Below are 24,033 nucleotides of genomic sequence, written 5' to 3' on the forward strand. Positions count from 1 at the left end.
TTCGAAGAGTGCAAAGGCATAAGGGAGCTTGACTGCGAGACCTACAAGTCGAGCAGGGACGAAAGTCGGGCTTAGTGATCCGGTGGTACCGCATGGAAGGGCCATCGCTCAACGGATAAAAGCTACCCTGGGGATAACAGGCTTATCTCCCCCAAGAGTCCACATCGACGGGGAGGTTTGGCACCTCGATGTCGGCTCATCGCATCCTGGGGCTGAAGTAGGTCCCAAGGGTTGGGCTGTTCGCCCATTAAAGCGGTACGCGAGCTGGGTTCAGAACGTCGTGAGACAGTTCGGTCCCTATCTGTCGTGGGCGTAGGAAATTTGAGAGGAGCTGTCCTTAGTACGAGAGGACCGGGATGGACGTACCGCTGGTGCACCAGTTGTTCCGCCAGGAGCATGGCTGGGTAGCTACGTACGGACGGGATAAGCGCTGAAAGCATCTAAGCGTGAAGCCCCCCTCAAGATGAGATTTCCCAATTCGTAAGACCCCTTGAAGACGACGAGGTAGATAGGTTGGAGGTGGAAGTGCAGCAATGCATGGAGCTGACCAATACTAATCGGTCGAGGGCTTATCCAAATTTACCCCAAAAAGTGAAGCGAAGCTTTGAAGCAACGCCGAATACTTTTCGGGGACCCCGATACCACATCGGGTGAATGCTACGGATTCTAATGTGCTGCAAATATCGTTTCGTATCTAGTTTTCAGGTGATCAAAACTGAATTGTAAGTGTACAAGCTATGCTTGCAAGGAGGATGGTCACGGCATTTGGCGATGCCGTATCCTGAATATACGTTTGGTGGCGATGGCGGAAGGGTTCCACGCGTTCCCATACCGAACACGACCGTTAAGCCTTCCAGCGCCGATGGTACTTGGACCGAAGGGTCCCGGGAGAGTAGGACGTCGCCAAGCGGTACATATTCCCTGATAGCTCAGTTGGTAGAGCACTCGACTGTTAATCGAGTTGTCACAGGTTCGAGTCCTGTTCGGGGAGCCATACGGAGAGGTGTCCGAGTTGGCCGAAGGAGCACGATTGGAAATCGTGTAGGCGCCAAAAGCGTCTCGAGGGTTCGAATCCCTCTCTCTCCGCCAGCAAGGACTTTATATACGGCCCGTTGGTCAAGGGGTTAAGACACCTCCCTTTCACGGAGGTAACAGGGGTTCGAATCCCCTACGGGTCACCACTTTCTTTAATGCATCAGGGGATGAGAATCCCGTCGGTTCGTCGGAGGATAACTTCGTAAGCATAGACTTCGCAGTCTCGAACGAAGTGAGAGTATCCCCTACGGGTCACCACTTTCTTTAATGCATGTAACAATCCAGATGGAGGCTTAGCTCAGCTGGGAGAGCATCTGCCTTACAAGCAGAGGGTCGGGGGTTCGATCCCCTCAGCCTCCACCATGATTTATCCCCAAAAAGTGAAGCATATGCTTCGCAGGTAATTTCGATTACTTTTCGGGGACCCCATATAAGCAACCCTTTTAATGACGCGGGGTGGAGCAGTTCGGTAGCTCGTCGGGCTCATAACCCGAAGGTCGTAGGTTCAAATCCTGCCCCCGCAACCAATTTATATCGCAATAGCGATAATGCCTCTTGGAACTGTGGTGTAGAGGCCTAACATGCCTGCCTGTCACGCAGGAGATCGCGGGTTCGAATCCCGTCAGTTCCGCCATTCTTATTAGCTTCAGGGATGAGAATCCATATTGGGTTCGTCGGAGCTTAGCTTCGTTAGCATAGACTTCGCAGTCTCGAACGAAGAGAGAGTATCCCGTCAGTTCCGCCATTCTTTAACTCTTAGTAATAAGAGCCATTAGCTCAGTTGGTAGAGCACCTGACTTTTAATCAGGGTGTCGAAGGTTCGAGTCCTTCATGGCTCACCATCTTTACCAAAAGAGCTGGAAACGGAATACATATCATATTTGCGGACGTGGCTCAGCGGTAGAGCATCGCCTTGCCAAGGCGAGGGTCGCGGGTTCGATTCCCGTCGTCCGCTCCATTTTGCGCCCTTAGCTCAGCTGGATAGAGCGTTTGACTACGAATCAAAAGGTCGGGAGTTCGAATCTCTCAGGGCGTGCCATTTTTACAATCAGATGCTTAACTTATGAAATTTCTTTGTGCCGGTGTGGCGGAATTGGCAGACGCGCGCGACTCAAAATCGTGAGGGAAACCGTGGGGGTTCGAGTCCCTTCACCGGCATTAATTAACGGGATGTAGCTCAGCTTGGTAGAGCACCTGGTTTGGGACCAGGGGGTCGCATGTTCAAATCGTGTCATCCCGATTCAAACCGAAAGACCGCTTTCAGTATATCTGAAGGCGGTCTTTCTTTGTTATGGATAGAAATGATGCCAACGGCAAGAGCGGAACTGAATATTTTGACAGCATCCCGGTCACAATATGAAAAACATTGAATAGAAGGGGATAACCTTGAGTGTTTTTCATTTCTTCAAGAAACTGTTCAGAAAACGGTGGAGACGTTGGAGACGCGCGATTTGGTCTTGTTCGATCGTGGTGCTCGTAGGTGTCATGGTATGGTCCGGCCAGAATATAACCGATCAGATGAAGAGGCTGCTCACCGCTACTTTCGATGAAACGCCGCTGGCTGTTGAAACGATGCAATACCTGCAAATCGAGGATGATAAGCAGGAGGAACGCAGGCAGGATCAGAGGGAATTCATGCAGAAGCTGAATACCTCGAAGGGAAAGAAGCATGTTCATGTCCGCATCACGTATGTCTGCGGCATTGAAGAGCAGGATATGGGAAAGCTTACGGCGGACGGCATTTATGAACTGATGAATAAAAATCCTTTATGGCAGGGACGGTTGGATAATAAAGGGAATGTCTGGCTCGAGCAAACCGTATCCGACCTTTCACCCGCCTGCAAGCGGCAAGCCTATATGAGCATCGATGCCAACGGGAACTTAACGTTGTTTGACGGCCCGCCGGAAGAAGAGAAGGTCATGCGCACCTTCTTCCAACTGGATGTCGGCTCGATGGAATCCTCTTTGCCTAAAGACGTGATTCAGCAGCTTGAAGAAGGTATTCGAATTCAAGATATGGAAGAGTACAACAGTGTACTGTCAACCTTTAGCGACTATGCACGGGATATGGCCGAAAATGTCATGAGCCCTAGCCCTTGAAACATCCATGCTTGTCGCTTCATCACCAAAGCCGCAGCTGCCCGGAATTTTCCGGGCGGTTTTTTGGTGTTTAGCCGTTCCATCGGCGGTGCCGTCAGGGAAGATATAGAACTGTGGCTTATGGGATCAAAGTTTTTCCTCAATTGAGGCCGAACTTTTGTTATAATGGGAGAACGATACATATGTTCGCTTCATCAGAGGAGAGATTGGTTTGCGCATTTTAGGAATCGACCCGGGGATTGCGATTGTGGGCTTCGGGTTTGTCGATAAGGTTGGAAGCAAAGTCACGCCGGTCCAGTATGGCTGCATCCAGACGGAAGCCCATACACCGGATGAAGAGAGGCTGCATCACGTGTATGAAGGCATGCTGCAGCTTATCGATAAATATGAGCCGGAGGCCGTTGCGTTCGAGAAATTGTTTTTTAACCGCAATGTCACCACCGCGATGTCCGTATCCCAGGCGAGAGGAGTTCTCATACTGGCGGCGGTCCAGCGCGGACTCCCGATTGCAGAATATACGCCTATGCAGGTTAAGCAGGCCATCGTCGGCTATGGCAAGGCGGAGAAGAAGCAGGTACAGGAAATGGTCAGGATGTTCCTGAAGCTTCAGAGCATCCCAAAGCCCGACGATGTGGCGGATGCTCTAGCCGTGGCAATCTGCCACGCCCATTCCTACACACTTAATTCCAAATTAAATGAGGTATTGCGAAAATGATCGATTTTTTACGGGGACAGGTTGTCCACTTAGAGAGTGAATATATTGTGCTGGATGTTCAAGGCGTAGGATACCGGGTGTTTTGTCCGAATCCGTATGCTTTTGCCAAAACGGAAGGAACCGTGACGGTCTTCACCCATCATCACGTTCGTGAGGATGCCATTCTGCTGTTTGGGTTTCCGACGCGGGAAGAGCAGAAGCTGTTCCGTAAGCTGATCGAGGTCTCGGGAATCGGCCCGCGCGTGGCGCTCGGCATACTCGGCGGAGGATCTCCGGATCATGTGGTTTCCGCGATCTATCAAGAGAATATATCCTTCTTGATCAAACTTCCGGGAATCGGCAAGAAAACAGCGCAGCGCATGATTTTGGATCTTAAGGATAAGCTTGAGGGCTTCGGGAATGCGAGCATGATGACCGGTCTTTTTGCCATCCAGGAGCCGGAATCGGATGATGGCGGCTCGGCATGGTCCGAGGCTCGCGAGGGCCTGAAGGCGCTTGGTTATACGGATAGCGAGCTGGATAAAGTCTGGCTGAAGATCAAGGATTCCGGCGCAAGCGGCGAATCCGTCGATGTGCTCATGAAACGGGCACTGCAGCAGCTATTCGCTGGATAGATAGAGAATCGCTGCAAGAGAGGAGTTATATAGATGGATGATCGAATTATTTCTGCCAATCTGATGATGGACGAACAGGCTGTCGAACTTAGTCTGCGTCCGCGTTATTTGGCTGAATATATAGGACAGAATCAAGTAAAGGAAAATTTGAAGGTATATATCGAGGCTGCAAAAATGCGCAACGAGGCGCTTGACCACGTGCTGCTGTACGGTCCTCCGGGACTTGGCAAAACGACGCTGGCCAATATTATCGCCAATGAGCTTGGCGTTAATCTGCGGACGACGTCCGGCCCGGCCATCGAACGGCCTGGCGATCTGGCGGCGCTTTTGACCAATCTGCAGGAAGGAGACGTCCTGTTTATTGACGAGATCCACCGGCTGCACCGGACGGTGGAGGAAGTGATGTATCCGGCCATGGAGGATTTTGCGCTGGATATTATGATCGGGAAAGGGCCAAGCGCACGCTCCGTTCGCCTGGATCTCCCGCCGTTCACCCTAATTGGCGCGACAACCCGGGCTGGCCTGCTCTCAGCGCCGCTGAGGGACCGTTTTGGTGTGGTAAGCCGTCTGGAATTCTATACGGTAGATGAGCTGAGCTACATTGTGTCACGCAATGCCGATCTTTTGGGGATCGAGATATTGGGAGAGGCTGCAGAAGAGATTGCCCTAAGATCTCGGGGGACACCGCGCATTGCGAACCGCCTGTTGAAGCGGGTACGCGATTATGCGCAGGTTCGGGGCGACGGCATGATCACGCCAAGCATCGCGCAGGAAGCGCTGAAGATGCTCCAAATCGATCCGATGGGCCTGGATTTTATCGATCACAAAATGCTGAACGCCATGATCAAGAGCTTCCGCGGGGGACCTGTGGGACTGGATACCATTGCCGCAACCATCGGGGAAGAAAGCCAAACCATAGAGGATGTTTATGAACCGTATCTTCTACAGATCGGTTATTTGCAGCGTACGCCGCGGGGACGCGTCGTTACGCCTACAGCTTATCAGCATTTAGGCATTCCCTTTCCGGAGGATCGCCGCTAGCTGAAGGAATCATGACATTTATGCCATATACCATATCCTATTAGTTACGGGAGGAAAGACATACATGGATAGGAACTGGACGAAATCATTATTCGGTTGGACCACCAAAGGACTCTTGTCGCTGGCTGTTGCCGGAAGCTTATGGAGCGCGCCCGCCGTGCAAGCAGCCGCCCCTTCGTTAGATACGATTCGGGTTGCGATGTTCCTGGATCTGGGAAGCCAGTATAAATCGACGACGAATGCCGTGACGCTGAAATCCGCCGAGGCTCTGACCGCATCGCTGCTTGCCTCCAGTATTCATCAGACTCTGATGAGTATCCCTGCGAACCAGCAGGTCCGGATGAGCGTGGATACATACCGCGTTAAGGTGCTTGAGACAACGGATTGGAAAGCCGCTTCGGAAGCAGCGAAAAAGCTGCAGGCGACAAGTGACAAACCGATGCTGTTTGCGGATGGCAAGGTGTACAAGCTGTACGCCGGCATGTACGGTACAGAAAAAGCGGCCGCGGATGCGGCTGCGCGTACAGCGAAGACAGCGGCTGCATATTTGAATGGGCAAACGCCAGCCGTTAAAGGCGCGCTGCATCTGTCTGCCGGATCGTACGGATCGGAGACAGAGGCCGAGACCGTGCGTAAGGCGTACGCCGATGCCGGTCTGGATGCATTCAATGTTATGGTGCCGTCCGGGGAAACTTCGGCTTATGAGGTGTGGGTAGGCGAAGCGGCGAACACAGCCGATCTCGCTGCCGTCAAGAAAGAAGCTGCCAAAGTATCCGGCGGCCTGGTTGAACAGAACGCCAACACGCCGGGTCTTATCATAAGAAGTGACGTAAGCCTGAATCTGGCGGCTCCCCAAGAGGTGACGCATTACATGCTGTCAGGTAATCAATCCGTTCTGCGGGTTGACGGGAAATCAGGAGCGGGAACGAATGTGAAGGAGCGATCCGATCGCTCCTATCGGGGCGCTTTGGAGATCGGGCAAAAGAACGGTCAATTATACCTCGTCAACGAATTGCCGTTCCAGCAGTACCTTTATTCCGTCGTGGGGGCGGAGGTGCCGTCTTCTTGGGGAACCGAGGCTCTGAAGGCACAGGCCGTGGCAGCGCGCAGCTATGCGCTCTTCCAAGGAAATAAGTTCGAAGTAGCGCATGTCGTGGACACCACGCTGAGCCAGGCCTACTATGGGACGGCTTATGAGTATCCAAGCATTATTCAGGCAGTGGATGCAACCGACGGCGAAGTCGTCATGAAAGACGGCAAAATCGTGGAAACCGTGTTTTCCTCCAACAGCGGCGGGATGACGGCGGACTCCACCGAGGTCTGGGGCAACCGTAACGATCTGTTTGCTGCGGTGGAAAGCCCTGGCGACTCCTCATCCCAGGCCGCGCTTAAAGCTTGGTATCATGTGCTTCTTCCGAGTGGCGTTACGGGTTACGTGCGTGAGGATAATGTAAAGGAAACCGGCAATGCAACATCGGCAGGGCTTCCTTATATGACCGTTACCGCGAAGGATACCAACGTGCGTCCGCTGCCGCTGATCCAATCGAACGTTGAGCCCGTAAGCAAGATGAATCCGGGAGAAACGGCCGTCGTCCTGGACAAAGTCGCGGAATCCAACAGCTTCGAATGGGTTCGTGGGCCTTATACTTCGGATCAATTGCTGGCCACTTTAAAAGGAAAAACCGCCAATAGCCTACCGGCCTCCATCACTTCGCTGGATGTAACGGAACGAGGCCCATCGGGGCGGGCTCTTACGGTGAAAGCCAACGGTCAAGTTCTGGACGTAAAATATCCGGATATGTTCCGGTCGGCTTTTAACGGTCTGCCAAGCACTTTGTTTGATATTGAATCGACCGGAAGTTATACTGTATTGAGCGCGAATGGTGCGGTATCAACGGTTTCGAGCGGTCAAACGGTATCCGTCATTTCCGGAAGCGGAAACGGAAACGTCAAAGGCTCCGGTACCGTGGTGATGAATGGAACGGGGACAGCACGCGTAATCGAAAGCTCTCCGGGCTTTAAATTTACCGGTAAAGGCTTCGGCCACGGACTGGGCATGTCGCAATGGGGTGCCAAAGGAATGGCTGACGAAGGGTATGATTATAAGCAGATACTCCAACACTATTACCGCAACACGACTATAACGAAGGACTGACCGACATGAATGTGGATTTGTATGATTTTGAATTACCCGAACACTTAATTGCGCAGACGCCGCTTCTGGATCGAAGTTCTTCCAGGCTTCTCACGCTTAACAAAAAGAGCGGACAGATCAGCCACCAGACGTTTGCGGATATCATAGACAGCCTGAATCCGGGCGATACGCTCGTATTAAACGATACGAAGGTAATCCCGGCCCGATTGTTCGGCGAAAAGGAGGATACAGGCGCGAAAGCCGAGGTCCTTCTGCTGAAGAATATGGGAGAAGATCGCTGGGAAGCACTCGTAAAACCCGGCAAGAAGCTGAAAAAGGGAAACGTGATTTCCTTTGGCGACGGGAAACTAAAGGCGGTCATTGAGGAGGAAGGAGAGATGGGTGCTCGCACCTTGTCCTTCTCGTATAAGGGAATTTTCCAAGAAATCCTGGATGAACTGGGCCAAATGCCACTCCCGCCTTATATTAAGGAAAAGCTGGATGATCGCGATCGTTATCAGACCGTATACGCGAAGCATGAAGGATCCGCAGCCGCGCCGACGGCCGGCCTTCATTTCACGGAGGCTCTCCTGGAACAAATACGTGCCAAGGGAGTCGACATCGCTTTTATTACATTACATGTGGGACTGGGAACTTTCCGCCCGATGTCCGTGGACCAGGTCGAGGACCATGTCATGCATGAAGAGTACTATTCCCTATCCCAGGAAACGGCAGACCTGCTAAACGAAACGAAGCGGCGCGGCGGCCGGGTTATCGCCGTAGGGACTACCTCCTGCAGAACGCTGGAGACGGTAGGCTCACAGTTAAAGGGCGAGCCTCTGCACGAGAGCAGCGGCTGGACAAGCATTTTCATTTATCCGGGATACTCTTTTACCGTGGTGGATGCGCTGATTACGAATTTTCATCTGCCGAAATCCACGCTGGTCATGCTGGTCAGCGCGCTGGCCGGACGCGAACACATCATGCAAGCGTACAAGGAAGCCGTAGACAAAGAATACCGTTTCTTCAGCTTTGGCGACGCGATGTTTATCTATTAATTTCGGAGGTTGGTTATTACCATGGCAGCAGCTGTTACTTATGAACATATTAAAACGTGCAAACAATCGGGCGCCAGGCTCGGCAGAGTGCACACCCCCCACGGCGTGATCGATACGCCGACATTCATGCCTGTAGGAACGTTGGCAACCGTAAAAACGATGAGCCCGGAAGAGCTTAAAGCGATGGATGCCCACATTATTTTGAGCAACACCTATCACCTCTTCCTGCGACCGGGACATGATATTGTGAAGGAAGCAGGCGGACTGCACAAATTCATGAACTGGGACCGGCCGATTTTGACCGATAGCGGCGGTTTCCAGGTATTCAGCCTGGCGGAAATGAGAAAAATATCGGAAGAAGGCGTACATTTCCGTTCGCATCTGAACGGAGATAAACTGTTCATCTCTCCGGAGGTCGCAATGGAGATTCAGAACGCGCTGGGATCTGATATTATGATGGCCTTTGATGAATGCCCGCCTTATCCTGCGGAGTATGAATACGTCAAACAATCCACCGAGCGGACTTCCCGCTGGGCTGAACGCTGCCTGAAGAGTCATGCCAGACCGGAAGACCAAGCCCTGTTCGCCATCGTGCAGGGAGGCATGCATGAGGATCTTCGCCGTCAGAGCGCCCGTGATTTGACTTCCATGGATTTCCCGGGTTATGCTATTGGTGGACTTAGTGTGGGAGAATCGAAGCAGCTAATGTATGAAGTGCTGGATTACACGGTGCCCCTGCTGCCGAACAATAAGCCTCGCTATTTGATGGGAGTCGGATCACCGGATGCGTTGATCGAGGGCTCGATTCGTGGTGTGGACATGTTCGATTGCGTGCTTCCGACGCGGATCGCCCGCAACGGGACAACGATGACAAGTCAAGGCCGTCTTGTCGTTCGAAATGCTCAATATGCCAGGGATTACGGACCGCTGGATCCGGAATGCGACTGCTATACCTGCCGTAACTACTCGCGTGCTTATCTGCGCCATCTGATCAAGAGCGACGAAACGTTCGGACTGAGATTGACGACGTATCATAACCTGCATTTCCTGATCAATTTGATGCGGGGCGTGCGTCAGAGTATTATGGAAGACCGTCTGCTTGATTTCCGCGATGAGTTTTTTGATAAGTACGGCCTACACGATAATGAAAAAGGGTTCTAAAGCAAGATCATGGCCATCATGATAAGTTTGTGAAAGGGGGGAAAGAAATGTTTGGTTCATTTGAACTCGCAGCAGCACCGCAAGGTGGCGGAGGCATTTTGGGATTGATTTTGCCTTTCGTTCTGATGTTCGTCATCTTTTATTTTCTGCTTATCCGTCCACAGCAGAAGAAACAGAAAACAAGAAACGCAATGCTTAGCGCCTTGTCCAAAGGCGATAAAGTGGTAACGATCGGAGGCCTTCACGGGACGATCGTGGAGATTACCGACGACATCGTGGTTTTGAAAGTGAACGACGTAACGAAGTTGACGTTCGACCGCAACTCGGTAAGCCATAGCGTGAATACGGATGCATAATCTCGTTTCACCTACATATGGAAAGTCATCGCTATAAACAAAGGCCGACTCCTTTTAGGAATCGGCCTTTGTTTTTTTATCACTGGGCGTGAAGTGCACCAAAGTCGTTGCAAGGTTTTATTTTTTTAAGTTAACCCCGAACATTCCCCCGATGGCGCCGGCAGCAAAAACCGTGGCAATCAGCGTCAAATCTCCGAGTGACAAGGAACTATCCAAGGCTAGAAAGCCGATGACGAGCAGCGTAATCCCATATACCAGCCCGGTCAGGCAGCCATAATACCAGCCTTTGTTACCTGCGCGTTTGCCGCTCACACAGCCCCCAATAAAGGCCGCGACGGCATGTACCAGAAACGTGTAGAACGATAAATCATCCTCGGCCAGTCCGCTGCCCCACAGCAGCAGGGATAGCGCCAATGCGCCAAGAAACATCCAGAAATAAGAATACAAGAGTCCTGAAAGAATCGGATTAGTGATCCTGAAAGTGAATACTCGCCGGATCGGTTCCATGAATCATCCCCCTTAACAAATCTTGATAATTCCATTGTATGGCCAAGCCTGTACATATAGTACAAACTGAACATTTTGCATCGGGTTTTGCAGGATTACCATTAATTAATCAATTGTAATCGAATGGGAAGACCTGCGGCAGGCCAGAATAGCTGTACATGAGAATGTTCGACAAGCTAGGGAGGGATTGTTTATGTCTCATATGACTATTCTGATTCTGCGGACCGTTCTGATGTATGTGGTCATCTTTGTTACCATGAGAATCATGGGCAAACGGGAAATCGGAAAGCTGTCTATCTTCGATTTGGTCATATCCGTCATGATCGCAGAGATTGCCGTTTTTGTCCTCGAAGATGTCCATAAACCGATTTGGGACGGACTAGCTCCTATCGCCGTGTTGGTTGCCATTCAGGTAGGACTTGCCTACATCGGCCTGAAAAATCGAAGCATCCGGCTGTTTGCGGACGGAAAACCCAGCATACTGGTATCCCGAGGCAAGCTTCACCGCAAAGAGATGTCAAAGCTTCGCTACAATCTGGATGATCTGATGCAGCAATTAAGGGGAAAGGACATCGACAGTTTGGCAGACGTGGAATTTGCGATTCTCGAAACTTCCGGCCAGCTCACCGTTATTCCAAAAGATGCGGATAACGGTTCGAACCGCTCGAATAGTTCATCAAGTTCTTCCAACGCCTCAAGCTCCACTCATTCTTCAGGTGCTTTATCCAAGGCCAAATCCGAAACAGGAAACCCTACCGTTGTTGATATTCCATACGATAAAATTACGTACGAAGGACTGCCCATTCCGCTTATATTGGATGGAAAGGTGCAGGACGAAAACCTTGAACTAATTGAAAAAACACGGTTCTGGCTGAAAAACGAGATTCAAAACCACGGAGCCAAGGATTTTAAAGATATCTTCCTATGCTCCATCGACCATAAAGGACGTATTTACATCGACCGCAAAGACAGGGACTAGCGGCGGCCAAACTTGTTGAACCAGGTACCGACGACAGGGACGCGTTCCAGATCCCGGGGCGTTACCAGCTTGGTCATAAAAATCATGATGAAGTAGACCAGAATGCCAACCACGATCGAGGTCCAAAACTGCAGCCAGGGGGTCGTCGAGAACGGAAGATGTCTATACCCGTAAAGAACGCAGGCACCCATAATGATCATGACGGCAGCGATTTTGACATAATCGAGCAGGCGGAAGCGAAAGCCGATCAGCCTGGAGAGACTAAAACCGTGAAGCAATGTAACCGCGATGCTGTTAACGATGATGGCAATGACGGCCCCCTTGATGCCGAAGGCGGGGTTGGATGCCAAATATACGATAAGGCTCATCTTGATGATCGCACCGAATAAGGTATTCAACAATGCCCGTCCCGGGCGGTCCAATGCTTGCAAGGCAGCTTGAAGCGGGGACTGCACATACAGAAACAAGGCAAAGGGCGCCATGATTTTGAGCATATCGCTAATCTCGGCGTTGTCGTAGAGCAGCAGGCACAGCGGCTCAGCCAGGACAAACATAATGATGGCAAACGGAGCTCCCGAGACAAGAGCCAGCCGAAGGGATTGATTCATTCGCTTATGGATGGTAGGCCGGTCGTTGCGGGCCGCTGCCTCCGATAGGGAAGGCACCAGGGAGATGGCCAGGGAAACGGTCAACGCACCGGGCAATAGCAGGAGCGGGATGATCATGCCTTGCAGAGCGCCGTATTGGGCGGTGGCCACGGATGTCGCGATACCTGCCATGGCGAGGCTGCGATTGGTCAGTATCGTTTCCAGCAGGTAGGAGAAGGACCCTACCATCTTTCCGCCCGTTACAGGCAATGCAATGCCGAATAACCGCTTCAGGATGCCTTTATTCGAAGAAGAGTCCGGCGCTTTTTTTTCAGATACGGCTTCTTGTGGCTTAGGTAAAAGTTTGTTCGTTCTTCGGCCCTCGCCGGAATATTGCAGCAGCAGCGCAATCATGCCAATCAGCTCGCCCACGGCTGTTCCAAGCATGGCCCCGGCTGCCCCGTAAGCGATGCCTTTGGGCATCAGGAGATGCGCAAACCACAACATGCATATAATTCGGACTATCGTCTCGATAACGGAGGAACTTGCAGAGGGGATCATATTTTGTTTGCCCTGGAAATATCCCCGGTAGACCGACGAAACGGCAATGATGATCATCATGGGCGTCATGCTGATGAAGGTTTGATATACACGCTCGTCCGGCAAAAGCACGCCGGTTACCCAAGGAGCAAGCAGCAGGCTGAGTCCAGTGAAGAGGGCTCCTGCCGTAATTGTCAGCATCAGGCTGACATGCAGAATTTGCTTGGAAGCATCAGGCTTCCCGGCACCTTCCGCTTCGGCGACCATTTTGGCAATAGCTAGCGGAATACCGCCCGTGATGATGGTCACGAGCACGATAAAGAAGGGGTACCCCAATTGGTAAATTCCGACACCCTCAGGTCCGATGATCCGGGGAAGGGCGATCCGGGGAATAAAACCGAGTAGGCGGTTTAATATGCCGGCTGCAAGTAAAATCAGCGTTCCTTTAATAAACGATTGCTTGTTCACTGTCCATCCCACTCCCTGGTTAAGGCTGAATACGTTGACACGACATGGCTATTCTTATGGATATGCCCTACCTGTCCCATCTGATGACTTTACTTTTTTTTCTGGACATGGTAGGAATAGAAGGAAAGCCATATGTCATGTCGAATGTAACTTAGGGTCAACAGGGAGTCAGTGAGGAGGCCATATGCATGGAACTCGAGCAAATGAGCGAGGAAGAATTGATGAGCACCATTGAAATGGTATGCTTGAGCAAGGTTGAGGAAATGCATTTGATTGGGTACGAGTACGTGACGAGCGACGATATTTGGAACTGTGTCAGCAGCAAGTACGAAAAGGAAGGCGTTCCGTCCCTCCACCAATTGGTCAATGACATTCTGTCCTTGAAAGCAACAGCTTTGATGAACTATATGACAATATCAGCATATAAGGGATCTTCTTTCGATTAATCGAAGAGGTCCCTTTTGCCTTGCGGATATAAGGGTTCATCCATAAGCCCGACAAATTTTGATAAATTGACTGGGTTTTATGACATCGCTATAATAGGAATATTGAGTAAAAAGGGGGAACAAGGGACGGCATGAAGAGAATTATCAGTTTCGTCGGAACCGTGCTCGTGATCACTATTTTAATGGCCGTTACAACTCCAGGCTTGCTGAAAGACGTCCGTCTAGGTTTGGATCTAAAGGGTGGATTCGAAATCCTTTATGAAGCAGAACCGTTGATGGAAGGGCAGCAGGTTACCAAAGAAGCGCTGCAGGAAACCGCAAAGAGCTTGCAAAAGCGTGCGGATGCGATGGGAACATCGGAGCCTGAGGTTACGCCGGAAGGGGCGAACCGGATTCGCTTGAAGGTGGCGGGCGTAACGGATGAGGCCGAAGTTCGAAAAACCATGAAAGAACCTGCGAACCTCACATTCCGAAGCAATGACGGCTGTAAAGAAGGCGAGGAGTTCTGTAAAATAGAGCTCCGCGGCGACGATTTCGTCGAGAACGGCGCATCGGTAGCCTATGACCAGCTTAATCAGCCTATGATAGATATTAAAGTGAAGGACAAAGGGAAGTTTGCTGAAATTACAGAACGTCTTCTCGGTCAAGAGCTGGCTATCTTCATGGACGACCAATTGCTGTCAGCTCCGACGGTACGAGCCGTATTAACGGACGGTACCGCGCAAATTACAGGGAACTACTCGCTGGATGAAGCGAAACAGATCCGGGATACGATCAATCTCGGCGCCCTGCCGCTGAAGCTGGTCGAGAAATATTCGCAGAGCGTAGGGGCTACGCTTGGCATGCAATCTCTTACAAAAACTTTAGAAGCCGGTCTGATCGCTTCCGTCGCGATTTTGCTGTTCATGATTATCCGATATCGCGTACCGGGCTTGCTGGCAAGTTTCGCACTTATTTTGCACACATGGCTGCTGATCCTTATTTTCGTATGGGCTGACTTTACGTTGACGCTTCCAGGCATTGCGGCATTTATATTAGGTATTGGTATGGCGGTGGATGCCAACATTATCACCTATGAACGCATTCGGGAAGAGATCAAGACAGGCAAAAGCGTGCCATCTGCAGTGAAATCAGGCGGTAAATCCTCCCTGCGCGCCATTATGGACTCCAACTTGACGACGATTCTCGTTGCCGCTGTCATGTTCGGATTCGGTACCGGTGCGGTAAAAGGTTTTGCCCTTGTATTGATTTTGGAGATCATCGTTAGTATTGCCACGAACGTTTATTTCTCCCGTTTCCTGCTCAATCTGCTTGTGAATATCGGTTGGGCCCGCAAACCGAGCCATTATGGCGTAAAGGAGCGTGACATTCGTGAGCTTTAAGAACTTCGATTTCGTAGGTAAAAGCAGAATTTTCTACGTACTATCCATTGTAATTACGATTTTGGGTTTGGTTTTTCTCCTGACTCGCGGTCTTAACTATGGAGTTGATTTCCAATCCGGCTCGAACGTGGACATTTCACTCTCCAAACCGTTGACTACGGAGCAAATCAATACCGTATTAGAGGATGCCGGAATCGGGGAGGATGCGAGCGTTACTCCGGGTAATGACCGCGTCAACATCCGATTCAGCGAGGTGCTGACCGAGGATCAGGATCAGAAGCTTCGTTCCGGCATCGAGAAGCTGGACGAGAAGGCAACCTTCGAAATTAATACGGTTGACCCCGAGATGGCCAAAGAGCTGGGACGAAACGCAATTTATGCCGTATTGATTTCCTGTATCGGGATTATCATCTATGTCAGCATCCGCTTTGAATGGCGGTTTGCGATTGCAGCGATCGTAGCGCTCCTGCATGATGCCTTCGTTGTCATCAGTATCTTCTCCATCCTTGGATTAGAGGTAGACTTGACATTCATCATCGCCGTCCTGACCATCATTGGTTATTCGATCAACGATACCATCGTTATCTTTGACCGTATCCGGGAAAACCTGCGGTTTGCGAAGATTAAGAGGGTCTCGGATCTCAAGGATCTGGTTAACAAAAGTTTGTCGCAGACGATCGGGCGATCGATCTATACGGCCTTGTCCGTATTCATCGCTGCATTCTTCATGCTCCTCTTGGGCGGCGAGTCGATCCAGATGTTCTCGCTGGCCATTTGTATCGGTTTGGCATTCGGCGCGTACTCTTCGATCTTTATCGCAAGTCCGTTGTGGCTCCTTCTTAAAGGCCGCAATGTGAGCAATAAACCGAATTCGCCGAAGCCAAGCAAAGATAAAATCGAAATTTAATTAAACCGCTGAAGGGCGTTTGCAGTCCAGATATCAGAAGATCCTATACAAGTGAAAGCCGCGTCGCAGGCGACGCGGCTTTCTAAAGTTAGCAGCAGGCAGCATGACGAGTACAGGATCGACAGTGACATTGAGGGGGGCCTCAAGTGAGCAATGAACGCTTGAATCATACGGAGACTGTCCTATGGACAGGCATTGTAACGGATTTGGCATTAGCCTTGTGCAAAGGGATAGCCGGTTACTTATCCGGCAGCAAGGCTCTCATCGGAGATGCCCTGCATTCTGCGGCGAATGCCGTAACTTTATTGGTGGACCGGTTGCCAAGCCTTGGCATATTCGGCACGAAAAGTCCGATGCGGGACAAACGGAACGTTTCGAGTACGACGGAGCCCGTCATATCGATCTTATTTGCCGTGTTATTGATCATGGGCGGCATTCAAATTGCGGTATCCGCGATCCAGACCATGGCATCGGATAACCTCGAGCCGCCGGCCACATCGGCGCTCCTTGCAATTTTCATATCGATGGCGGTGAACGAAGCGGTATTCCAATATCAAAGTTGGCAGATGAAAAGACTGCATGATCCCCGGTACGAAATGTTATCGGCTGATCATCGGTTTGCCTTATATTCATCGCTAACGGTATTGATCGGCGTGTCGCTATCCATGGCAGGCTCCTATTTTGAATGGTCGCCTCTATTCTACATGGATTCCATAGCGGCTCTTATCGTGGCTTGTCTCGTGGTCCGGAAAGGATATATACTCATCGTTCATTCCGTTTACGGCACGCTTGCGGAGGAGAAACGCCATGAACACGAAGCCGAGTTCATGGATACGATTCAGCGGGTGCACGGCGTGATCACGATCGAGGAGCTGAAGGTTCAAGAATACGGACAGATTCGCCACGTGAACATCGAAGTGAAAATCACCGTGAATCCGAGAACGTCCGTATTGGAAGCTCAGGAAATTGCCGAGCGAATCCGGAAGCTGTTGACCCATCGATTTATTCAGGTTACGGATGCCAAGGTTCACGTTGTGCCTTATGAACCCGGTTACCCGTATAAATCGAACTATGACTTGATGGACAACGATATGCCGACACTGCCGCAATAAGGGCGGAGCTTTTAAGACAGCAGGAAATAGGCAGGAAAAGGAAGGTGAATCCCTGTGCTGTATTCCAAATATGAATGGAGAATACGAGAGGCAGCGTCAACGATCACCGAACGGCTGGCCCATGATTTGTCGCTGCCACCCATCGTGGCTTCACTCATGGCGTCCCGGGGGATACAATCAGCCGAGGATGGCCGGGAATTTTTATATGGAACGTTTGAGCTGACGCACGACCCTTATCTCATGCAGGGAATGCGGGAGGCCGTGCCGCGCATCCGCAAAGCGCTGGAGGATCGGGAGCATATTCTGATCTACGGCGATTATGACGCGGACGGGGTTTCCAGCACATCATTGATGATTCATCTGATGCGTTATTTGGGAGCATCTTATGATATTTATATCCCTCACCGATCCAATGAAGGTTATGGCTTACATAATCATGCGCTGGATTGGGCCCATCAGCAAGGGGTCAGTCTGGTGATTACCGTAGATACCGGGATTAGTGCGGTTGAGCAAATCGCGTATGCCAACAGCCTTGGCATCGACGTCATCGTCACCGACCATCATGAGCCGCCTGAGGTGCTGCCTGAGGCATATGCATTGATCAATCCGAAGATCCCGACATGCCCGTATCCCTTTAAGGGGCTGGCCGGCGTAGGCGTGGCTTACAAATTGGCACAGGCTCTCGTGGGTGACCCGCCGGAGGAATGGCTCCAGATCGTTTCGATCGGAACGATCGCTGACTTGATGCCGCTCACGGGGGAGAATCGGGTGCTTGTGAAGCACGGGATCGAATCGATGCGAAAAACGCGGTATGAAGGCATCCGCAGCTTGCTTGAAGTATCGGGAATTCATGTAGAGCAGGTGACGGCCGTTAACGTGGCCTTCTCCATGGCACCACGGATTAACGCCAGCGGCCGCTTGGACCATGCAGGCCGTGCCGTTACGCTGCTTACAACGGAGCACAGGGAAGAGGCAGAGCGCCTTGCTTGGGAGCTGGACGGGCTGAACAAGGATCGGCAGCAAGTGGTCGAAAACATCGTCCAGGAAGCGCTGGGTATGGTTCAAAACCGCTGGAGAGGGCAGGAGATCCCGCCTGTTATCGTACTGGCGGGCGAGGGCTGGAATGTCGGCGTGGTCGGCATCGTGGCTTCCAAAATCCTGGAGCGCTTTTACCGCCCCGTTGTAATTCTCGGGATTGATCCCGAAACGGGAAACTGTAAAGGCTCTGCCCGTTCGATTCCGGGATTCGATATCTATGCGGCTTTGCTTTCTTGCAAAGACGTCATGGACCACTTTGGCGGCCATCCTTCCGCAGCCGGCATGAGCCTCCATCGAGACCGCTTGGCGGCATTCGAACAGGGACTTCATCGATATGCGGAGGATGCGCTCGAAGCAGAGCATCTGATTGCCGTTTGCGAAGCGGACCTGGAAGCCAGTTTGTCGGAGGTATCCGTACCCATTCTGGAACAGATGGAACAGTTAGGCCCGTTCGGCATGGCGAATGCCGTACCGAAGATTGTTTTTCGGGACGTTGTCATCAAGGACGTCCGCAAGATCGGCAAAGAAGGGAAACATCTGAAGCTTCGTTTGCAGCAAAAGCGGGAGGTTATCGATGCGATCTCATTCGGCTGGGGCCATCTTGCCGATATTCTGCCGGTGGGTTCGGTTGTGGATGTGCTTGGCGAGCTTTCCGTCAATGAATGGAACGGGAGCCGTAAAGTGCAGCTCATGATTCAGGATATCTGCGCCCCTTATCAGCAGGTGTTTGATTACCGCGGGATCAAAGAACCGATCCGGGAGATCCAGAGGTGGAGAGCTGAACTGGAGCCGCATCTGCGGTGCCCGGCTGTCCGTTCCGCGGTGGTGTACGCAAAAGATTCACATCCGGAAATAAAAAGTCAATTGTATGATATGTGCCTTTGGGTATATGATAGGAATGCTGGCATCGTGCCGGATAATGAAATCGCCGCGAGCGGCAGTCAAGAAGACATTTCCGTTTTGTTCGTACTGGATGTACCGGAGACGGCTGAGCAGCTCGCTGCATTCATGTCAGCCTTCCATTCCGTTCCCAATATATTTATGTTACATCCGACCCGGAACCTGCGCGAACGGCTGCAAATTCCGGACCGGGAACAGTTTAAGAAGCTGTACGTATCACTCGCTGGACTGACGTCCGCTCCCATGCCGGAAAAAGAGGTCGTAGCACGTCTACAGAAGCAGACTTCGTTGTCATCGCGCATGCTGGTCAAAGTACTGGATGTCTTTGAAGAATTGGCATTCATTCAGCGTGACCAGGGACAAATTACCTTTGTACCGAAGCCGGAGAAAAAACCGCTCGACGCATCCCGTCACTTCCGGGAATTAAGCGACTTGGCGGATATGGAGCAGCATCTGCTGCATGCCGGCACCGAACAGTTAACCCAGTGGATGACGTCCCGTACAAAAGGCGTATCTTAACCGCAACTATACAGGAGGAGATTATTTTGGATTTTAAAGATTATATTCGTGTCATTCCCGATTTTCCGCAAGCGGGGATCAGCTTCAAGGATATTACCACACTGCTGAAGAATGGTGAGGTATATCGCAAAGCCATCGAGGAACTGAAGGTCTTGGTTTCCGATCTCAAAATTGATGTGATAGCTGGTCCCGAAGCCCGTGGATTTGTCGTGGGTGCTCCGCTGGCTTACGCGCTTGGCGTGGGATTCGCGCCCATTCGCAAAAGCGGCAAGCTGCCTTACGAAACGATTGAAGTGGGATATGACCTCGAATACGGTAAAGATCGCTTGGCGATGCATACCGATGCAATCGAGAAAGGGCAAAATGTATTGATTGCGGATGATCTTCTTGCAACAGGCGGTACGATTGCGACTTCGGTTAACCTCATCCGTCAATTGGGCGGGAACGTTGTTGGCGCTGCTTTCATGATCGAGCTGACGGATTTGAACGGCCGTTCGAAGCTGGATGACATCGATGTATTTACGTTGATGCAGTACGAGTAAACGACACTATTCTTCCTGATTTTCCCGGGAAATAATAAAATGCCCTGAGCAATCAGCTCAGGGCATTTTTCTGTTTTGCAATAAAGTTGTCGGTTCAATCCGGCGTTTTTTCCACGAGCGGCTCATCATTCTTTTCATTGGAGAGCCCGGTAATTTCGAAGAGTTTGAAGAGGACAGCCATTATGACACCTACGATGGTCGCCAATGCCATACCCTTCAGCTCGACCGTGTTAATCTTCAAGGTTACGCCGCTGATTCCTGTTACCAGTACGATTGTAGCCAAGATCATGTTGCTTGCTTTGGAGAAATCCACCTTCTGCTCCACGAAGATCCGTAGGCCGGAAGCTGCGATTACCCCGAACAGCAAGAGAGACACGCCGCCCATAACCGGTGTTGGAATGTTCGCTACAACGGCGGAAAATGTTCCTGAGAAGGAAAGAATAATGGCAATAATGGCGGCGCCTCCGATGACAAACACGGAATACACCTTCGTCAAAGCCATGACCCCGATATTTTCACCGTACGTTGTATTCGGCGTGGAACCAACGAATCCGGACAAGATGGTGGAAATACCGTTGCCAAGCAGGGAGCGGTGAAGGCCAGGATCCTTGGAAAGGTCTTTGCCCACGATATTGCTGGTTACCAGCAGGTGGCCGATGTGCTCCACGATAACTACGAGCGAAACCAGAATGATGGTCCAGATCGCCCCGCTATCAAAAACCGGGGTTGTCAGCTCCGGAGCCGACAGGAACTTCGCGTTTGCGATTTTTTCCGTGTCCACGACCCCAAGCGCGAAGGAAAGCGCATATCCGACAACGATCCCGATCAGGATGTGGATAATTTTGGCGAAGCCGCGGAACAAGATGGAACCCAACACCGTAACTCCGAGGGTAACGAGCGAGATGGTAATGATTTTAGGATCGATGGATTGCCCTTCTTCCGGCAAAAATCCAGCCATGCCTGCGGCAACCGGAACAAGCTCAAGCCCGATCATCGCAATGATGGCACCCATAACCGCAGGCGGGAAGACGAAGTCGATCCATTTGGTTCCCGCATATTTGACAATGAACGCCACAATACAGAAGATAATACCCGTCACGATAAAGGCGCCCAAGGCTTTGCCGTAATTGGCTTCCGGATCGCCTGCCAGTACGATCAGCACCGGTGAGATAAAGGCGAAGCTGGAGCCGAGGTAGGCCGGAATCTTTCCTTTACATAAAAAAATGTAGAGCAGCGTGCCGATACCGTTCATCAGCAGGATCATGCCGGGATCCACGCCGAATATATTCGGTACAAGCACCGTGCTTCCGAACATGGCGAACAAATGCTGCAGGCTCAGAAGGAACCCGGGACCAAACGGAAGCTTCTCATCTACTTGAATTTCACGTTGCAAACCATTTCACTCCTCTATAGGACTTTAAATATAGGACCGTTCGCGTACGATCTTTAATAGATTAAATACAATCGTTCGTTTTTTCAACAATAATTTTTACAGTTCGTCAAAATATTCAATTCATGTCATGTTTTGATGTCCCCGTGCAGAAAAAGGGCATACTATAAGTGACCGAACGCTCCACATGTTGACGTATAACGCCGCAAGCGTCATAATGATAGGAAAACAATCACGAGGGAACCTGCACGTTTTGACAAGGGCGGGTTCCATTTTATATAGAAAGGGAAGAGAAGGACTCCAAAATGGGCATAGAGCGATTACTCGAAAAGGCCAGCGCCTATATAAAAGAACCCGATCTTCTCCGCATCCAGGAAGCTTATGAATTTGCGGAGCAAGCCCACCACGGACAAGTGCGGAAATCGGGAGAACCTTATATTCTTCATCCGCTTGCGGTAGCAGACATCGTGGTGAACATGCAGATGGACACATTGTCCATTATTGCTGCATTGCTTCACGATGTCGTTGAGGATACAACCGTATCGCTCGAGCAGATCCGCGAGCGTTTCGGGGATACCTGCGCAATGCTGGTGGATGGTTTAACGAAGTTGGAACGCATCCAATTCCGATCCAAAGAAGAGCAGCAAAACGAAAATTATCGCAAGATGTTTATCGCCATGGCACGGGATATCCGCGTAATCGTCATCAAGCTGGCGGACCGGCTTCATAATATGCGCACTCTTAAGTACCAGTCCGAGGAGAGCCAGCGCCGCATTTCCTATGAAACCTTGGAAATCTTTTGTCCGATAGCCCATCGTCTCGGTATTTCCGCGATCAAATGGGAGATGGAGGACATTGCGCTTCGTTACTTGAATCCGCAGCAGTATTACCGCATTGCGAATTTGATGCACAAGAAGCGTGCGGAGCGGGAGCAGTACATCGACAACGTCATCGTCTGCATCCGCGAGAAGCTTGACGAAATGGGCATTCAAGCCGATTTGTCGGGCCGGCCCAAGCATATCTACAGCGTGTTCAAAAAAATGACGGTGAAGAACAAGCAGTTCAACGAAATTTACGATCTCCTTGCAATCCGCATTATTGTGGACAATATCAAGGATTGTTATGCCACGCTCGGCATCATCCACACCCTGTGGAAGCCGATGCCCGGCCGCTTCAAAGATTATATCGCCATGCCAAAAACGAATATGTACCAGTCCCTCCACACGACGGTGGTAGGGCCTAACGGGGAGCCGACGGAGGTTCAGATCCGCACCTGGGAGATGCATCGAACGGCGGAGTTCGGTATCGCGGCACACTGGGCGTATAAAGAAGGCTCAGCAGGCAACGGGGGCAGCTTCGACAACAAGATGACGTTTTTCCGCGAGATATTGGAGCTGCAGCATGAAACGAAGGATGCGTCGGAATTTGTAGAATCTTTGAAAATGGACTTTTTCTCGGATTTGGTATTTGTGTTTACGCCAAAAGGCGAGGTGATCGAGCTGCCTTCCGGCTCCGTTCCCCTCGATTTTGCCTACCGAATTCATACCGAAGTAGGAAACCGCACCATTGGTGCCAAGGTCAACGGAAGAATCGTTCCGCTGGATCATCAGCTCAAAACCGGCGATATCGTGGAAATTTTGACGTCGAAGCATTCCTACGGCCCGAGCCAGGACTGGCTGAAGATTGCCCAATCCTCGCATGCCCGAAGTAAAATCAAGCAGTGGTTCAAGAAAGAGAAGCGCGAAGAGAACGTCGAGAAGGGCCGCGAGATGCTGGAGCGCGAAATCAAGCGCCTCGGTCTTGACGTGTCCGAGTGGACGACGGACGATAAATTAATGGAAGCGGCCAAGAAATTCGCTTTTAATGATATCGAGGATATGCTATCGGCGGTCGGCTTCGGCGGGATCACTGCCGCGCAGATCTGTACGAAGGTGACCGAGAAGCTGCGCAAGGAGCAGGAAGAAGCCAACCAGCTTGAATTAACCTCCGAGATGAAGGAAATCAAGCCGGCCGAGAAGCGCAGCCGCCCGACCAACGGCGTCCGCGTCAAAGGGATTGATAACCTGCTCGTGCGTTTCGCAAGATGCTGCAATCCCGTACCCGGCGATGATATTGTAGGCTATGTAACCCGCGGCCGCGGCGTATCGGTCCATCGTTCGGATTGCGCGAATCTGCCGACAACGGATGAAGGCGAGGATGCGGCACGCGTGATTGAGGTGGAATGGGAAACGGCCGTCGAGGCGAATTACAGCGTCGATATTGAAGTGACGGGACACGATCGCAACGGACTGTTGAACGAAGTCCTTCAGGCCGTCTCCGAGAGCAAGACGAACATTTCCGCCGTCACGGGGCGATCCGACAAGAACAAAATGGCCATGATCCACATGACCATCCTGATCCGCAATACGGATCATCTCCAATCCGTAGTGGAACGAATCAAGCGGGTGAAGGATGTGTATACCGTTCATCGGATCATGCAGTGACGGCACGATGCGCTAAGGG

Annotated in this window: 19 protein-coding genes, 11 tRNA genes and 2 rRNA genes (1 of these 32 running past the window's edge); 29 read left to right on the forward strand and 3 right to left on the reverse strand. The window is 51.3% G+C overall.

Annotated features, from left to right (window positions below):
* The 21 genes from MHH82_RS07825 to yajC all read left to right on the forward strand — a co-directional run.
* Positions 1 to 577, forward strand: a 23S ribosomal RNA gene (locus tag MHH82_RS07825) (it extends 2,352 nt beyond the left edge of the window).
* A gap of 215 nt (positions 578 to 792) precedes the next feature.
* Positions 793 to 909: ribosomal RNA gene (rrf, locus tag MHH82_RS07830) — 5S ribosomal RNA — on the forward strand.
* A 9-nt stretch (positions 910 to 918) separates the two neighbouring features.
* Positions 919 to 994 (forward strand) — tRNA-Asn (locus tag MHH82_RS07835).
* Positions 995 to 997: 3 nt separating this feature from the next.
* Positions 998 to 1,089, forward strand: a tRNA-Ser gene (locus MHH82_RS07840).
* 17 nt (positions 1,090 to 1,106) lie between these two features.
* Positions 1,107 to 1,181: transfer RNA gene (locus tag MHH82_RS07845), tRNA-Glu, on the forward strand.
* 141 nt (positions 1,182 to 1,322) lie between these two features.
* A tRNA-Val gene (locus MHH82_RS07850) sits at positions 1,323 to 1,398 on the forward strand.
* Positions 1,399 to 1,485: 87 nt separating this feature from the next.
* A tRNA-Met gene (locus MHH82_RS07855) sits at positions 1,486 to 1,562 on the forward strand.
* Between the two features lie 30 nt (positions 1,563 to 1,592).
* A tRNA-Asp gene (locus MHH82_RS07860) sits at positions 1,593 to 1,669 on the forward strand.
* 132 nt (positions 1,670 to 1,801) lie between these two features.
* Positions 1,802 to 1,877 (forward strand) — tRNA-Lys (locus MHH82_RS07865).
* A 41-nt stretch (positions 1,878 to 1,918) separates the two neighbouring features.
* A tRNA-Gly gene (locus MHH82_RS07870) sits at positions 1,919 to 1,993 on the forward strand.
* 4 nt (positions 1,994 to 1,997) lie between these two features.
* A tRNA-Arg gene (locus MHH82_RS07875) sits at positions 1,998 to 2,074 on the forward strand.
* Positions 2,075 to 2,113: 39 nt separating this feature from the next.
* Positions 2,114 to 2,193 (forward strand) — tRNA-Leu (locus tag MHH82_RS07880).
* A gap of 8 nt (positions 2,194 to 2,201) precedes the next feature.
* Positions 2,202 to 2,275: transfer RNA gene (locus tag MHH82_RS07885), tRNA-Pro, on the forward strand.
* Positions 2,276 to 2,421: 146 nt separating this feature from the next.
* Positions 2,422 to 3,135 carry a BofC C-terminal domain-containing protein gene (locus MHH82_RS07890; RefSeq protein WP_015734032.1) on the forward strand — a complete coding sequence of 238 codons (714 nt, stop codon included), beginning with the start codon at positions 2,422 to 2,424 and terminating at the stop codon, positions 3,133 to 3,135.
* Between the two features lie 211 nt (positions 3,136 to 3,346).
* Positions 3,347 to 3,850, forward strand: coding sequence for a crossover junction endodeoxyribonuclease RuvC (ruvC, locus tag MHH82_RS07895; RefSeq protein ID WP_009592782.1), 504 nt, complete (start codon positions 3,347 to 3,349; stop codon positions 3,848 to 3,850).
* Positions 3,847 to 4,464: a Holliday junction branch migration protein RuvA gene (gene ruvA, locus MHH82_RS07900; protein WP_009592777.1), complete on the forward strand. Its 618-nt coding sequence runs from the start codon at positions 3,847 to 3,849 to the stop codon at positions 4,462 to 4,464. Before ruvC ends, ruvA begins: the two co-directional genes overlap by 4 nt.
* Before the next feature lie 33 nt (positions 4,465 to 4,497).
* The gene (gene ruvB / locus MHH82_RS07905) at positions 4,498 to 5,505 is read left to right on the forward strand and encodes a Holliday junction branch migration DNA helicase RuvB (protein WP_009592741.1); all 1,008 of its coding nucleotides are present in this window, start codon (positions 4,498 to 4,500) and stop codon (positions 5,503 to 5,505) included.
* A 64-nt stretch (positions 5,506 to 5,569) separates the two neighbouring features.
* The gene (locus MHH82_RS07910; RefSeq protein WP_340964915.1) at positions 5,570 to 7,660 is read left to right on the forward strand and encodes a SpoIID/LytB domain-containing protein; all 2,091 of its coding nucleotides are present in this window, start codon (positions 5,570 to 5,572) and stop codon (positions 7,658 to 7,660) included.
* Positions 7,661 to 7,665: 5 nt separating this feature from the next.
* A complete protein-coding gene (queA, locus tag MHH82_RS07915; RefSeq protein ID WP_340964919.1) occupies positions 7,666 to 8,697 on the forward strand; it encodes a tRNA preQ1(34) S-adenosylmethionine ribosyltransferase-isomerase QueA in 1,032 nt (343 codons plus the stop codon).
* Positions 8,698 to 8,718: 21 nt separating this feature from the next.
* Positions 8,719 to 9,858 (forward strand): tRNA guanosine(34) transglycosylase Tgt, encoded by a 1,140-nt coding sequence (tgt, locus tag MHH82_RS07920; RefSeq protein ID WP_015734036.1) that lies wholly within the window; start codon positions 8,719 to 8,721, stop codon positions 9,856 to 9,858.
* A gap of 47 nt (positions 9,859 to 9,905) precedes the next feature.
* Positions 9,906 to 10,214, forward strand: coding sequence for a preprotein translocase subunit YajC (gene yajC, locus MHH82_RS07925; RefSeq protein ID WP_145035202.1), 309 nt, complete (start codon positions 9,906 to 9,908; stop codon positions 10,212 to 10,214).
* A 117-nt stretch (positions 10,215 to 10,331) separates the two neighbouring features.
* Here the strand turns inward: yajC and MHH82_RS07930 are convergent, their stop codons facing one another.
* Entirely contained in the window at positions 10,332 to 10,721 is a 390-nt protein-coding gene (locus tag MHH82_RS07930) for a TIGR04086 family membrane protein (RefSeq protein WP_015734038.1), read from the reverse strand.
* A gap of 193 nt (positions 10,722 to 10,914) precedes the next feature.
* Between MHH82_RS07930 and MHH82_RS07935 the strand changes: the two genes are divergently transcribed.
* Positions 10,915 to 11,700, forward strand: a complete 786-nt coding sequence (locus MHH82_RS07935; protein ID WP_015734039.1) for a DUF421 domain-containing protein — start codon at positions 10,915 to 10,917, stop codon at positions 11,698 to 11,700.
* Here the strand turns inward: MHH82_RS07935 and spoVB are convergent.
* The gene (gene spoVB / locus MHH82_RS07940) at positions 11,697 to 13,295 is read right to left on the reverse strand and encodes a stage V sporulation protein B (RefSeq protein WP_340964924.1); all 1,599 of its coding nucleotides are present in this window, start codon (positions 13,293 to 13,295) and stop codon (positions 11,697 to 11,699) included. The two genes, MHH82_RS07935 and spoVB, sit on opposite strands and share 4 nt — an antisense overlap.
* A 188-nt stretch (positions 13,296 to 13,483) precedes the next feature.
* Between spoVB and MHH82_RS07945 the strand changes: the two genes are divergently transcribed.
* From MHH82_RS07945 to MHH82_RS07970, 6 genes are all read left to right on the forward strand, one after another.
* Positions 13,484 to 13,741: a post-transcriptional regulator gene (locus MHH82_RS07945; protein WP_096772930.1), complete on the forward strand. Its 258-nt coding sequence runs from the start codon at positions 13,484 to 13,486 to the stop codon at positions 13,739 to 13,741.
* 131 nt (positions 13,742 to 13,872) lie between these two features.
* Positions 13,873 to 15,123, forward strand: coding sequence for a protein translocase subunit SecD (secD, locus tag MHH82_RS07950; protein ID WP_009592810.1), 1,251 nt, complete (start codon positions 13,873 to 13,875; stop codon positions 15,121 to 15,123).
* Complete coding sequence (secF, locus tag MHH82_RS07955) at positions 15,113 to 16,030, forward strand: protein translocase subunit SecF (protein ID WP_049788676.1); 918 nt, start codon at positions 15,113 to 15,115, stop codon at positions 16,028 to 16,030. Before secD ends, secF begins: the two co-directional genes overlap by 11 nt.
* Before the next feature lie 146 nt (positions 16,031 to 16,176).
* On the forward strand, positions 16,177 to 17,142 hold the full coding sequence (locus MHH82_RS07960) for a cation diffusion facilitator family transporter (protein ID WP_015734042.1): 966 nt from the start codon (positions 16,177 to 16,179) through the stop codon (positions 17,140 to 17,142).
* A gap of 54 nt (positions 17,143 to 17,196) precedes the next feature.
* A complete protein-coding gene (gene recJ / locus MHH82_RS07965; protein WP_340964935.1) occupies positions 17,197 to 19,599 on the forward strand; it encodes a single-stranded-DNA-specific exonuclease RecJ in 2,403 nt (800 codons plus the stop codon).
* Positions 19,600 to 19,625: 26 nt separating this feature from the next.
* Positions 19,626 to 20,141, forward strand: coding sequence for an adenine phosphoribosyltransferase (locus MHH82_RS07970; protein ID WP_009592753.1), 516 nt, complete (start codon positions 19,626 to 19,628; stop codon positions 20,139 to 20,141).
* 94 nt (positions 20,142 to 20,235) lie between these two features.
* On the opposite strand, the gene uraA is transcribed toward MHH82_RS07970, so the two are convergent.
* A complete protein-coding gene (gene uraA, locus MHH82_RS07975; protein ID WP_015734044.1) occupies positions 20,236 to 21,534 on the reverse strand; it encodes a uracil permease in 1,299 nt (432 codons plus the stop codon).
* A 302-nt stretch (positions 21,535 to 21,836) separates the two neighbouring features.
* Between uraA and MHH82_RS07980 the strand changes: the two genes are divergently transcribed.
* Positions 21,837 to 24,014: a RelA/SpoT family protein gene (locus MHH82_RS07980; protein WP_009592739.1), complete on the forward strand. Its 2,178-nt coding sequence runs from the start codon at positions 21,837 to 21,839 to the stop codon at positions 24,012 to 24,014.
* Positions 24,015 to 24,033 lie beyond the last annotated feature (19 nt).

The organism is Bacillus sp. FSL K6-6540 (genome assembly GCF_038007545.1).

Coding starts and splice junctions, on each gene's coding strand:
- ruvA (WP_009592777.1), top strand. CDS start 3,847: ATGATCGATTTTTTACGGGGACAGGTTGTCCACTTAGAGAGTGAATAT.
- secD (WP_009592810.1), top strand. CDS start 13,873: ATGAAGAGAATTATCAGTTTCGTCGGAACCGTGCTCGTGATCACTATT.
- ruvB (WP_009592741.1), top strand. CDS start 4,498: ATGGATGATCGAATTATTTCTGCCAATCTGATGATGGACGAACAGGCT.
- queA (WP_340964919.1), top strand. CDS start 7,666: ATGAATGTGGATTTGTATGATTTTGAATTACCCGAACACTTAATTGCG.
- MHH82_RS07930 (WP_015734038.1), bottom strand. CDS start 10,721: ATGGAACCGATCCGGCGAGTATTCACTTTCAGGATCACTAATCCGATT.
- yajC (WP_145035202.1), top strand. CDS start 9,906: ATGTTTGGTTCATTTGAACTCGCAGCAGCACCGCAAGGTGGCGGAGGC.
- MHH82_RS07910 (WP_340964915.1), top strand. CDS start 5,570: ATGGATAGGAACTGGACGAAATCATTATTCGGTTGGACCACCAAAGGA.
- tgt (WP_015734036.1), top strand. CDS start 8,719: ATGGCAGCAGCTGTTACTTATGAACATATTAAAACGTGCAAACAATCG.
- MHH82_RS07935 (WP_015734039.1), top strand. CDS start 10,915: ATGTCTCATATGACTATTCTGATTCTGCGGACCGTTCTGATGTATGTG.
- MHH82_RS07945 (WP_096772930.1), top strand. CDS start 13,484: ATGGAACTCGAGCAAATGAGCGAGGAAGAATTGATGAGCACCATTGAA.
- MHH82_RS07980 (WP_009592739.1), top strand. CDS start 21,837: ATGGGCATAGAGCGATTACTCGAAAAGGCCAGCGCCTATATAAAAGAA.